The sequence below is a fragment of the Bifidobacterium mizhiense genome, assembly GCF_020884755.1.
GTDB lineage: Bacteria > Actinomycetota > Actinomycetes > Actinomycetales > Bifidobacteriaceae > Bombiscardovia > Bombiscardovia mizhiensis.
In genome coordinates this window covers 1-11,836 of the sequence record NZ_BPWE01000003.1, presented here as the reverse complement: position 1 = coordinate 11,836, position 11,836 = coordinate 1, and the positions used below count along the sequence as shown (strand labels likewise).

Here is an 11,836-nt window from a genome sequence, read left to right as displayed (position 1 = left end):
CCGGATGATGTCTGAGCTGTCCAAGGAGGGGGAATCCGGGCAGGAGCCATCAGATATTGATCGGACCGCTGGGTCGGCCCACCATAACCATCGACCCCGTGTGGGGATTATGGGCGGCACATTCGACCCCATTCACAATGGCCACTTGGTGGCTGCCTCGGAGGTGGCCTGGGTCTACGACCTCGATGAGGTCATCTTTGTGCCTACCGGCCGCCCGGCTTTCAAGCTGAACAAGACGGTGACCAATGCTGAGGATCGCTATCTGATGACCGTGATCGCCACGGCCTCCAACCCCAAGTTCACGGTCTCCCGGGTGGATATTGAGCGTCCTGGCATCACCTACACGGTGGACACTCTGCGCGACATCAAGCGAATGCGCCCCGACAGCGACCTCTTCTTCATCACCGGGGCGGACGCCGTGGCCGAGATTATGCGCTGGAAGGATGCCAACCGGATGTGGGATCTGGCCAAGTTCGTGGCTGTCTCCCGGCCCGGCTATTCCTCCAGCCTGGACGACCTTCAGGTGCCTGCCCAGCGGGTGGATACCTTGGAGATTCCGGCCCTGTCCATCTCGTCCACGGATGTGCGCCGTCGTTCGGCCCGGGGTATGCCAGTCTGGTACCTGGTTCCGGACGGGGTGGTGCAGTACATCAACAAGCACGGGCTCTACCGCTCGGCTTCCTGAACTTTGCATTCCGCCTGACTCGTCAACACGGACTGCTCGGCTGTGTCAGCGCGCGCCATTATTATGGAGGCTGTCCGCTTCAGCGAAAACAACGTTTGGAGATATGGTGAGCGCGATACTCAAAGGCAGACCAGGAAAAAATCTCATACTTGTCACAGGCCGGACCCATCCCAGACTCGCGGCGGACGTGGCCGATCAGCTCGGCATCGACGTCCTGGAGACGACAGCCTACGACTTTGCCAATGGCGAGATGTATGTGCGTTATACGGAGTCGGTGCGTGGTGCGGATGTCTTCGTCCTGCAGACCCATTCCGACCCGGTCAACAAGTCCATCATGGAACAGCTGATCATGATCGATGCCCTCAAGAGAGCCTCGGCGCGATCCATCACGGCAGTCTGCCCGCTCCTGGGGTACTCCCGTCAGGACAAGAAGCACCTGGGGCGCGAGCCCATTTCCTGCAGGCTCATGTTCGACCTGCTCAAGGCGGCCGGTGCGGATCGAATCATGTCAGTCGACCTGCACGCTGCCCAGTCACAGGGCTTCTTCGACGGGCCTGTGGACCACCTGATCGCCATGCCTGTGCTGGTGGACTATGTGCGCGACCGGATGGATCTGTCCAAGGTGGCCGTGGTCTCGCCAGATGCCGGCCGTATCCGGGTGGCCGAGCAGTGGGCCCAACGCCTGGGTGGCGTGCCCCTGGCCTTCATCCACAAGACCCGTGACATCACCCAGCCCAACAAGGCTGTGGCCCATCGGGTGGTGGGCGACGTACGCGGCTTGGACTGCGTGCTGGTGGACGACCTGATCGACACCGGCGGCACCATCGCTGAGGCCTGCAATGTGCTGGATGAGGCTGGCGCCAATTCCATCACCATCGTGGCCACTCATGGCGTCATGTCCGGACCCGCCGTGGAACGTCTCAAGTCCTGCCAGGCCAAGGAGGTCATTCTGACCGACACGGTTCCCATTCCCCAGGAGAAGCGTTGGGATGGATTGACTGTGCTGTCCATCGCCCCCCTGCTGGCCTCGGCCATCAAGGCGGTCTTTGAGGATGGCTCAGTGGCCCGGCTCTTCGATACGTATCCAGCTCATCACGGCCAGGGCTTCCTCTTCGCTTAAAGTCTTGCCTGTCCGGCATGGCGTGGCGTAATCGTCCGGCTGTGGCATAATAAACTTGGCGGGGCCTCAAGGGTTCCGCCCTTCCCCCATGGTGTAAAGGCAGCACACGGGTCTTTGGAACCCTTAGTCTTGGTTCGAATCCAGGTGGGGGAGCTTACGCTCGCCGATTCCGGTCGGAGACGGCCTCCTTGGGGTCGGTGACCAACCGAAAGGAACTGTCTTGGCAGTCAAGAAGATCGAAACCTGGCTCACCGACATGGACGGCGTGCTGGTGCACGAGAACACGGCCCTGCCCGGAGCTGCCGAATTCATCGACACCCTCAAGCGCAACAACCGCCAATATCTGGTGCTGACCAACAATCCCATCTACACCCCACGTGACCTTTCGGCCCGCCTTGGTCGTTCGGGCATCGACGTGCCCGAGGATCGGATCTGGACTTCAGCCTTGGCGACCGCCGACTTCGTGTCCCGGACCATGCCGCAGGGATCGGCCTATGTGATTGGTGAGGCCGGGCTGACTACGGCCCTGCACGAGGCCGGGTTCATTCTTTCCGACATCAACCCGGACTATGTAATCCTGGGCGAGACCCGGACATACTCCTTTGAGTCCATCACCACAGCAATCCGCCTGATCCTGGGCGGCGCCCGCTTCATCTGCACCAACCCTGACGCCACCGGCCCCAGTGAGAACGGCGTTCTGCCGGCAGCCGGCGCTGTGGCGGCCCTGGTGACCAAGGCCACCAACCGGGAGCCCTACTTCGTGGGCAAGCCCAATCCCATCATGTTCCGCACGGCCCTGAACAGGGTTGGCGGCCACTCAGAGACCACAGCCATGATCGGCGACCGAATGGACACCGACGTGGTGGCTGGAGTCGAGGCTGGCCTGAACACCTTCCTGGTGCTGACTGGCATCACCACACGATCCGAGGTGGAGACCTTCCCCTACCGCCCTGACCAGGTGGTGGATTCCATTCAGGATCTGATTGACATCGCCGAGAGCGGGGTGGTGGAGTTTTGAGCGGCGGGCAGACGCTGACCGCTGGCATCATCCTGGCCGCAGGCGAGGGCACTCGCATGCACTCGGCCCACCCCAAGGTTCTGCACACCTTGGCTGGCAAGACCTTTCTGCAGAGAGTCATGACTTCGGTGACCGCCCTGAATCCCGAGCTGACGGCCGTGGTGGTTCATCATCAGGCCGACCTGGTGGCGCAGGCCGCACGGTCCTACGATCCCCAGGTGCGGATCGTCCGTCAAGACAGCAGACCGGGTACAGGGCGTGCGGTCCAGTGCGCCGTGGACCAGCTGGATGGGGAGCTTCGACATGACGGTCAGGTGCTGATCGTGGCCTCGGACATGCCCCTGCTGGACGCGGACACGCTGCAAAGTCTGCTCGACTATCATGTCAGTTCCGGCGACGGGGCCACCGTGCTGACGGTCAACCTGGACGACCCCACCGGGTACGGCCGCATCATTCGTGACCAGGATGGACGGGTCCTGCGCATCGTCGAACAACGGGATGCCACCGGCACCGAGCTGGCCGTCAAGGAGGTCAACACTTCCGTTTACGTCTTTGAGGCTGATCTGCTTCGACAGGCGGTCCGTGGCCTGGACGACAGCAACGCCCAGGGGGAGTTCTATCTGACCGATGCCCTGGAGACAGCCCGTCGTTTGGGCCGGGTGGGAGCCTTCGCTGCTCCTGATCCGCTCAAGGTCGAAGGCGTCAACGACAGAATCCAGTTGGCCGATCTGGCCAAGGCCCATAACCTGCGGGTCTGCCACAAGTTCATGCGCCAGGGGGTGACCATCCTGGATCCATCCACCACCTGGATCGAGGACGACGTGGTCATCCAGCAGGATGCCGTCATTCTGCCCGGATGCTTCCTGCAGGGTCACACCGAGATTGCCTCGGACGCGGTTATCGGGCCCTATACCACACTGATCGATGCCATCGTCGAGCCACAGGCCAGGGTGGAGCGTTCCCGCGTGCAGGAGACCCGGATTGGAGCCAGGGCCAACATCGGCCCATGGACCTATCTGAGGGCCGGCAACGTTCTTGCCGAGGACACCAAGGCCGGGGCCTTCGTGGAGATGAAGAAGGCCACCATCGACCACGGGACCAAGGTGCCCCACCTTTCCTATGTGGGTGATGCCCACATAGGCCACGACAGCAACGTGGGCGGCGGGTCCATCACGGCCAATTACGACGGCGTGCACAAGAACCGCACCGAGATCGGGTCCCAGGTGCATGTGGGCGCTGGAAATCTCTTTGTGGCTCCAGTTCAGGTGGGCGACGGGGTCACTACCGGGGCCGGATCGGTCATCCGTCATCCGGTCGAGGACGGGGCCATGGTCTACTCCACCAATGACCAGCATCAGGTTCCGGACTGGAAGCCCGCCTGGGAGCGGTAACTATGGGAGCATCGGCTCCACAACAAGGAAAGGCGTGACAAGTGCCAGCATTGCAGGAATCCATCGACGCGGTCCGGGTGGCCGCTCGGGCTGCCAACGATGTCAAGGCCATGGACATCGTGGCCTTCGACGTCTCCCGGCCTATCGCCATCACTGATATCTTCATGGTGGCCACCGGCAGCAACGAACGTCAGGTCCTGGCCATCGCCGAGGAGGTGGAGAAGCAGCTCCACCTGCAGAAGAACCTGGATCCCCGCTCACGGGAGGGCGTCCAGGAGGCCCAGTGGGTTCTGCTGGACTACGGTGATTTCGTCATCCACATCATGCACAAGCAGGCCCGGGCCTACTACGATCTGGAACGGCTTTGGAAGGACTGCCCCCAGGTGGACCTGCAGCTGGAGCACCCCTTCACCCTCGCCGATGATGACCCGGATAGCCAGTTGGCCTCCAAGGCGGACGATCTGAATGGGGATGATCTGCGCAGCCGTTTCGCCGATCCGCAGGAAAGCCATGACTGACTCGGTTGCCACCGTCGAGGATGGACGGCATGTGCGCTCCATGACCGTGGTCCGTCACGGGCAGACTTCATATAATGCGAAGCACCGGATGCAGGGCCAGATCGACATTCCCCTCAACAGTGTTGGCCGCTGGCAGGTGGAGAGGGCTGCCGAGGAGCTCCGGGCTGAGTACGTGGATGGCGCTCCTCAAGACCGTCATCTGCTGGTGGTTTCCTCTGACCTGGGTCGGGCTGCCGCCACCGCTCATGCCTTTGCCGACCCCTTGGGCCAGACGGTCCATCTTGATCCCGGGCTGCGTGAGCGCAGCTTTGGCGAGTGGGAGGGGGCCAGCGCCGAGGAGGTTCGTCAACGTTGGCCCGAGGACTATGAATCCTGGTCCCGGGGCGCCGGGGGAGAGCTGCTGCACGGTGCCGAGACCAAGGCCCAGGTAGGTAAGCGCGGTCTGGAAACCCTGAACCGTTGGATCCACCGGGCTGGTCCAGACACGGATCTCATGGTCTTCTCCCACGGGTCCTTCATAGCCCAGGCCCTCCAGGCTCTGCTGGGCATGGCCAGTGAATATCCCGAATACCTGGGTCTGGTCACCATGCGCAATGCCCACTGGGCGCGATTGATGCCACGAGACCTGCCAGACGGCGGTTTGCGCTGGTCCATGATCGACTACAATCGCGGTCCTGCCATCGCCATGCGTGGGGACTGGGACAATCCCCGAGGGCTGGTCCAGACCGATTGAGGTGCTTGGGCGGTCGGCCGACCATCACAGGATCGCCATGACCACCAGCTACCATAAGAGCGCAGCAACCAGCCGTTGGATCAAAAGGGGTCGGAGTGAAGCAGTTCTTTCATGACATTTCCTGGGCGCAGATCGTCGCCGGCGCTCTTGCAGCCATGACCTCCTTCTGGCTAGCCGCCAAGATCGGCGTGGCGGGATCCATCATTGGTGTAGCCATCGGTTCCATCGTTTCTGCTGTGGCCTCGCAGATCTACAAGAATGTCTTGGAAGCCTCCGGTCAGAAGCTCCAGGAGTCCGTGGTTGGCAGTGCCGATCAGGATGATGACGATTCCAAGACGGATTCGAATTCCGATTCAGCCGCGGATGGACAGACCACGGTCTTGCCAGCACAGGGGAAGGGCACTGCGGACGATTCCAGCGGTGCTGCCGACGGGTCCACCCAGGTCATGGCGCCGGTTGATGGATCCACGCAGGTCATGCCTCCTGTCGGTGGCGAAAAGTCGGCAGCCAAGACCGGCAGAACCATTTCGTCCAATAATGGTCCTCGGGCCCACGCGGCCCCCATCGCGGCAACCAACAAAAAGAAACTGGATCAGCGCCGCCGCAACGTCATCATCGTCTCCGTGGTCAGCGCTTTGGTGGCCGTGCTGCTGTCCGCCCTGGCCATCAATGCCCTGACCAAAGGCGAAGGCACCGACAAGGTGGTCCGCAACGTGGTCAGCCCTTCGACCAGCCAGGTAACCCCCAGCCATGAGGAAGAGACCCCCTCCAAGCCTGCACAGCGTACTGAGCAGCCTGAAGACCAGGCGACCCCGGGTGCCCCCCAGAATCAGCCTTCGGGAACGAATCAGCACCAAGGCAATGAACAGGGATCCGGGCAAGGTCAACAGCAGGGAGGGAACCCCACGAGCTCGCCTTCGCCGTCTGCCGATGCGACCGGCTCCACGCCCAGCCCCTCAAGTACGGCTTCCACACCCCAGTCGTCGCCGACGAGCACGACCAATTCCTTGCCTCATAACTGACCGGTTGCACGGCGCGGCACACCCATCTCACCATGTAATGTGACTAGGGTCACTTTCAGACGGGCCAAGAGGCTCGTCACTAAGGACCTGGTCCCGAAGGCGGGATCAGCGATGAGAAAGGTGTATGTATGCGCAAGGTTCTGTGCTCTCCCGGCTCCTATGTTCAGCAGGAGGGCGCCATGGGAAAGCTGGCTGGAGAATACGCGGCTCTGGGCACCAAGGGCGCCCATCTGATCGTCGATCCGGTCATCGACGGGCTCTACCACGACGACATTGTCGCCTCCTTTGAGCACGATGGGATCCCCTACGAACTGATGAAATTCGGCGGCGAGTGCTCCATGGAGGAGATCGACCGTCATCGTGCCCATTTGGGCAGCAGCGACGCGGTGATCGGCATCGGCGGCGGCAAGACCTTGGATACCGCCAAGGCTGTGGCTCACTTTGCCCACCTGCCGGTCATGATTGTTCCCACGGCGGCCTCCTCGGATGCGCCATGCTCAAGGCTGTCCGTGCTCTACACGCCCGAGGGCGTCTTTGACCGTTACCTGCCCCTGCCTGCCAACCCCAACGTGGTCCTGATGGATACCGACGTCATCGCCAAGGCTCCGGTGCGCTTCTTGGTGTCAGGACTGGGCGATGCCTTCGCCACCTATTACGAGGCGGCCGCCTGTGTGCAGTCGAACGCCGTGACCATGACCGGGGGACACGCCACCATGGCTGCCTTCGCCCTGGCCCGTCTCTGCCGCGACACCCTGCTGGAGGATGGGGTCAAGGCCGTGGCCGCGGCCAAGGCCGGTGTCCGCACAGCCGCCTTTGAGAAGATCATCGAGGCCAATACGCTGCTGAGCGGTCTGGGCTTCGAGAGCTCCGGCCTGGCTGCAGCCCACGCCATTCATGACGGGATGACCGCCCTGGAGGGCACCCACTCCATGCTGCACGGCGAAAAAGTGGCCTTCGGCACCTTGGCCCAGCTGGTCCTTGAGGATCGGCCCCTGGAGGAGACTCGCGGGGTCTATGACTTCTTCCGCAGCGTGGGTCTGCCCACCTCCCTGGAGCAGATCGGCATCGGGCAGGCCAGCGAGGAGGATCTGCTCAAGGTCGGCGAGCATGCCTGCGGCCCTGACGAGACCATGGGCAACATGCCATTCGAGGTGACCCCCACCGATGTGGCTCACGCCCTGCGCGCAGCCGATCAGCTGGGCAAGCAGCTCTGATACGTCATTCTCTGGCCCCTCGTTGAGAGACCAAGCGGCCGTCGGCATGAAGTCGGCGGCCGCCTTTGTTTCCTCCGGTTTTGCGCCGGTCACCATTGCAGGGAGCTGGCGGCCTTTCGTATGGCTTCTTCACTTGGGCATGTGGCTGGACCCCGCTGGGTAGTGGAAAGTGCTCCTGCACAGTTGGCCAGCACCAGGGCCTCCTCAATGGGCAGACCTTGGAAGATGCCCGCGCAGAGGACGCCCGAGTGTGCATCGCCTGCACCGTTGGTGTCTATGGCATGGACTTGCGGGGTGGGAATGTACTGGCTCTGCATTGCATCCTTGGGTTGGTAGTACCAGGCACCGCGGGCCCCAGCCCTGAGAACCACCGGACTGTCCAGTCTCAACGAAAGCGAGCGGCAGAGGGATTCCAACTCAGTAACGTCGCCAGTTTCGGGTTGGCACCCTAGACGTTTCGCCAGGATTGGTCCCTCGCGTTCGTTGAGGGACCAGATAGGATGCAGACCGTTGACCGCATCAAGCACATCCGGTGCAATATCTGCCACCATGGGTCCCAGGTCGAAGAGCACCGGAAATCCTTCGCCCTGGTGTTTCTCAGCAAAACCGAGCAGGCTTCGGGTGTTGTCCTTGTGGCAGAAGGAATACCCACTCAGGTAGATGACATCACCGGGAACCAGATTCATGCTTTCGTAGGTGCCCTCCGGTACCCGGGTCTCTGCGCCCCTCGCCGATACAAAGGTGCGTTCACCCGAGGGTTCGATCATGGCTACCGAGTATCCGGTGTCACAGTCGTCCAGCACAGGCCCTTGTGCGGGAACCTGCAGGGCAGCAAGGGCTCCACGGGCCATGTCCGCCATCGGACCTGTGCCGATCGCCCCCATGTAGGCTATGGGTGCCCCCATCCGCCTGGCTGCCTGGATCACGTTGTATCCGCCGCCGACCTTTATGGCGGTTCGCCTGGCGAAAATGTCCCCTCCGCGTTCCGGGAGGTGGTCGATGTTCATGCTCAGATCAATCACCACCTGACCGAGATGAAGGATGCTGGGTTCAGTCATTACCGCTGCTCCTCACCGCCACGGAGTCCTTGGAGAGGAGGTGCAAAATGGCATAGAGGATTCCTCCCAGCAGGAGGGATACCAGCCATGCCAGGCCGTTCCTGCCCAGGAAGCTGCCGGCCAGCGGTCCTGAGAACCAGACCTCGTTCTTGGAGACCTGGGCCGTCACGAACAGGAAGCCGACGACTATCCCCACCAGCCAGCTGACGATGGCCGGGAGGTTGATGCCGTGCCAGTACCAGTATGGGGAATCGGCTCGCAAATTCAGAAGGCCGTCCGAATCGTAGCGCTTGCGGAAGATCATATCTGACAGGAAGATGCCTGCCCAGGTGCTCAGCGGCACTGCCAGCAAAGAGATAAAGGTAACAAAGGGACCGTAGAACCCGTCGGAGCCCAGCGTGAAGTACAGGGCTCCGCAGGTGGTCACCACCACATCGACGACGACCGCATAGACGCGGGGAATTCTGATGCCCAGGGTGATGGTGGTAAGGCCGGCCGAATATACGGACAGGTTGTTTGACATGAGCAACCCAGCGAAGGCGGCAATCAGATAGGGAATCGAAACCCAGGCGGGCAGGGCGCTTCGAACCGCGGCGACCGGATCAGCGGCGGAGGCAATGGTGGAGTTGCCTGCTGTCAGGACCGATCCCAGGCCGATAACCACGACCAGGGGGATGCCGGCGCCGGCCGCTGCAGTCAGGATCAGAGAGCCCGATTTCACCGAGGTCTTTTGGTAGCGGGCCATGTCTGCGCCGGAATTGACCCAGCCGATGCCCGTCCCTGCGGCTATGGTGCCGACTCCGATCAGGAAGGCGCTGGCTGACCCGGGGGCATTGCCGATGAAGGAGGACCAGTCGACGGTCGTGGCCAGATAGATGGCTACCAAGAGGGTAAGGGCTCCGAATATCCAGGTGGCCCACTTCTGCACAGTGAGGATGAAGGCGTGGCCTGCGGCCGAGACCACCACGGTCAAGGCTACGAAGACGGCAATACAGACGAAGGTCAGGAAGGGGGAGCGCTTGGCATCAGCTGATGTGCCGAAGATGATGGCGATCAGGGAGAGCAGGGCAAAAGCGCCAGTCATCGTGTTCACCGTCTCCCAGCCCAGCCTGGATAGCAGAGCCACCAGTGTGGGGCCCGCATTGCCTCTGACGCCGAAAATGGCTCGGGACAGGGTCAGCGTGGGGGCGCCGCCTCTTTTGCCGGCTATGGAAATGATGCCGACCAGTGCGAAGGATCCGAAGGCTCCGATGGTCGTGGCGAGCACGGCCTGCCAGAGGTTGAGGCCCTGGGCAATCAGGGTAGCTCCCAGAGGGATTCCCAGGATCGAGATGTTGGCGGCGAACCAGACCCAGAAGAGCTGACCGGGCGACCCGTTCCTCTGATCCTCGGGCACGGGTTCGATGCCCCTTTGCTCAACTCTGGAGAGGATGGTGCCCTCTTTTGGTGCAGTTGACATGGATTGTCTCCTTTGACTCACGATGTACTGGATGCAGCGATGGATTGTCTGGTCAGGCCTGTGGTGTGGTCTGGGTGGACCCCATGATCTCAGGGTTGACTGGATTTTATATTCTTGTATTCCTGAAGGATTCTGTCGTATCCGTTTTGCGCTTTACCTTAGGGTAATCAGGCCACGGGCAGTTTTCTGCAGGTCAAGGTGAGATACCGAAGCCACCTGGGAGCAGAGTGCAGGGTCGAACACCTCGGGGCCGGTGCATGCGCCGGTCATTGCGCCAGTCATGGCAGCGATGGTGTCCGTATCGCCGCCCAGGTTGACCGCGACGAATAGAGCCGATTGGGGATCGTCGGCGAATCTCCAGGCCAGGGCAAAAGCGGCTGCCACAGACTCATTGGCCTCCACCGAAGTGCCGCAGTCTTCGATGAGGTGGCGTTCGAAGTCGTCCTCATCGCTGAATTCTTCGGACACTTGTATTGCCTGGCGGGCCCGAGCGGGAACCGATGCCTTGGGTGTCCAGGCTCCGGCGGTTTCCATGGCGGGTACCAGGCGCAAGGACTCATTCAGTGCCTGGCGAACGGTCATTCCTTCAAGTCCCAGACTGACTGTCGTAGCGATCAGCGCTGCGCCTTGAAAGCCTGCGACCGTGTCGTGGGTGACCTGGCAGGACTCGTAGATGCGATTGGCCAGCCGTCTGGTGTCTTCGGGCCTGTTGGCTATCCCTACCGGGGCGACTCGCATGGCCGCCCCATTGGTGGTGCCGGTCCTTCCTGTTGTCATGATGTCCGCGCCATGGCGAACCTGTTCCAGGGCCAGCTTGGTGGATGGCCCGAGCAGGTCGAGTGATCCGCGTGACTTCATGCCGTCCTCCCAGGCCAGAAGGCGCTTAGCGAACTCTTTGGGATCGATGTGTCCTCTGCCCTCGATGATCAGTTCTGCGACAATCAGTGCCTGCTCGGTGTCATCGGTCACAGATCCCGCAGGCATACCGGGAGCTATCGGCTGATCCGCAATAGCATCACGAAGGGTGTCAACCCTGCCGTAGGCCTCATGGATGGCTGCTGGACTCATGCTCTGCGTGGGCATGCCCAGTGCGTCTCCCAAGGATAGCCCAGTAAGCGCGCCAAGTGCGCCCTTTTCAGTTCTGGTCATTGTTGTGCAAGCCTCCAGAGTCGTTGCGATGAGCCCATGAATCTGTTTGCAGATAGACTGCGACATTTTTAATCAGAATAATTGTAAGGCCCTTGGAGGTTTGTCGGCACAAAGGTTGTGGCAGGCATGATTCACAATGAAGAATGGGAGTCTGAGCGAGCTCTATCCTGTTAGGTGGGAGATAAAAACAATGCTGGTTAGTCGAGGTTAAAGATTTGATCGAGGTGTGGGTTCTATAGATTGCCGACAGTGATTGGCGAAGATTATCCCTTGATGCCGTAACGGAGTTTGTCGGGGTGTCCTAATCTTGGCTTCGGCATGGGTGGGCTATAGGAACTAAACGCGTTGTTTATGTTGGGGGTTTGGCCTTGTGGCTGTAAGCGTGTTGGGTGGTTGTTAATAGGTCGGGTTGTTAATAGGGGTCTTGCAGGGGTGCCCGTTCCTGTTCGATTGGGGAATGAGAACCAGA

The 11,836-nt window shown here is 61.3% G+C and carries 11 protein-coding genes and 1 tRNA gene; 9 read left to right on the top strand and 3 right to left on the bottom strand.

Annotation, left to right across the window (positions count from 1 at the left end; genetic code table 11):
- Window positions 1–4 precede the first annotated feature (4 nt).
- The 9 genes from nadD (at window position 5) to LPC22_RS04910 (ending at window position 7,701) form a co-directional block, all read left to right on the top strand.
- Complete coding sequence (gene nadD / locus LPC22_RS04950) at window positions 5–685, top strand: nicotinate-nucleotide adenylyltransferase (RefSeq protein ID WP_229133146.1); 681 nt, start codon at window positions 5–7, stop codon at window positions 683–685.
- Window positions 686–788: 103 nt separating this feature from the next.
- Window positions 789–1,805, top strand: a complete 1,017-nt coding sequence (locus LPC22_RS04945; protein ID WP_029676331.1) for a ribose-phosphate diphosphokinase — start codon at window positions 789–791, stop codon at window positions 1,803–1,805.
- An 82-nt stretch (window positions 1,806–1,887) separates the two neighbouring features.
- Window positions 1,888–1,958 (top strand) — tRNA-Gln (locus LPC22_RS04940).
- 67 nt (window positions 1,959–2,025) lie between these two features.
- Window positions 2,026–2,823 (top strand): HAD-IIA family hydrolase, encoded by a 798-nt coding sequence (locus LPC22_RS04935; protein ID WP_024627950.1) that lies wholly within the window; start codon window positions 2,026–2,028, stop codon window positions 2,821–2,823.
- Between the two features lie 14 nt (window positions 2,824–2,837).
- A complete protein-coding gene (gene glmU, locus LPC22_RS04930) occupies window positions 2,838–4,214 on the top strand; it encodes a bifunctional UDP-N-acetylglucosamine diphosphorylase/glucosamine-1-phosphate N-acetyltransferase GlmU (protein ID WP_284143468.1) in 1,377 nt (458 codons plus the stop codon).
- Between the two features lie 41 nt (window positions 4,215–4,255).
- Complete coding sequence (gene rsfS / locus LPC22_RS04925; protein WP_024627952.1) at window positions 4,256–4,732, top strand: ribosome silencing factor; 477 nt, start codon at window positions 4,256–4,258, stop codon at window positions 4,730–4,732.
- Window positions 4,725–5,465, top strand: coding sequence for a histidine phosphatase family protein (locus LPC22_RS04920; RefSeq protein ID WP_183129771.1), 741 nt, complete (start codon window positions 4,725–4,727; stop codon window positions 5,463–5,465). Before rsfS ends, LPC22_RS04920 begins: the two co-directional genes overlap by 8 nt.
- A 95-nt stretch (window positions 5,466–5,560) precedes the next feature.
- Window positions 5,561–6,487 (top strand): hypothetical protein, encoded by a 927-nt coding sequence (locus LPC22_RS04915; protein WP_229132858.1) that lies wholly within the window; start codon window positions 5,561–5,563, stop codon window positions 6,485–6,487.
- Window positions 6,488–6,615: 128 nt separating this feature from the next.
- Window positions 6,616–7,701 (top strand): glycerol dehydrogenase, encoded by a 1,086-nt coding sequence (locus tag LPC22_RS04910; protein WP_229132857.1) that lies wholly within the window; start codon window positions 6,616–6,618, stop codon window positions 7,699–7,701.
- 89 nt (window positions 7,702–7,790) lie between these two features.
- On the opposite strand, the gene LPC22_RS04905 is transcribed toward LPC22_RS04910, so the two are convergent.
- The 3 genes from LPC22_RS04905 to LPC22_RS04895 form a co-directional block, all read right to left on the bottom strand.
- On the bottom strand, window positions 7,791–8,759 hold the full coding sequence (locus tag LPC22_RS04905) for a PfkB family carbohydrate kinase (RefSeq protein ID WP_229132855.1): 969 nt from the start codon (window positions 8,757–8,759) through the stop codon (window positions 7,791–7,793).
- Entirely contained in the window at window positions 8,752–10,218 is a 1,467-nt protein-coding gene (locus tag LPC22_RS04900; protein WP_229132846.1) for a purine-cytosine permease family protein, read from the bottom strand. Before LPC22_RS04900 ends, LPC22_RS04905 begins: the two co-directional genes overlap by 8 nt.
- A gap of 153 nt (window positions 10,219–10,371) precedes the next feature.
- On the bottom strand, window positions 10,372–11,367 hold the full coding sequence (locus tag LPC22_RS04895; protein ID WP_024627958.1) for an ADP-ribosylglycohydrolase family protein: 996 nt from the start codon (window positions 11,365–11,367) through the stop codon (window positions 10,372–10,374).
- Between the last annotated feature and the right edge of the window lie 469 nt (window positions 11,368–11,836).

Bases quoted from the DNA above. Each gene is read 5' to 3' on its own strand.
- LPC22_RS04945 (WP_029676331.1), top strand. From the start codon at position 789: ATGGTGAGCGCGATACTCAAAGGCAGACCAGGAAAAAATCTCATACTT.
- nadD (WP_229133146.1), top strand. From the start codon at position 5: ATGATGTCTGAGCTGTCCAAGGAGGGGGAATCCGGGCAGGAGCCATCA.
- LPC22_RS04895 (WP_024627958.1), bottom strand. From the start codon at position 11,367: ATGACCAGAACTGAAAAGGGCGCACTTGGCGCGCTTACTGGGCTATCC.
- LPC22_RS04905 (WP_229132855.1), bottom strand. From the start codon at position 8,759: ATGACTGAACCCAGCATCCTTCATCTCGGTCAGGTGGTGATTGATCTG.
- LPC22_RS04920 (WP_183129771.1), top strand. From the start codon at position 4,725: ATGACTGACTCGGTTGCCACCGTCGAGGATGGACGGCATGTGCGCTCC.
- LPC22_RS04900 (WP_229132846.1), bottom strand. From the start codon at position 10,218: ATGTCAACTGCACCAAAAGAGGGCACCATCCTCTCCAGAGTTGAGCAA.
- LPC22_RS04910 (WP_229132857.1), top strand. From the start codon at position 6,616: ATGCGCAAGGTTCTGTGCTCTCCCGGCTCCTATGTTCAGCAGGAGGGC.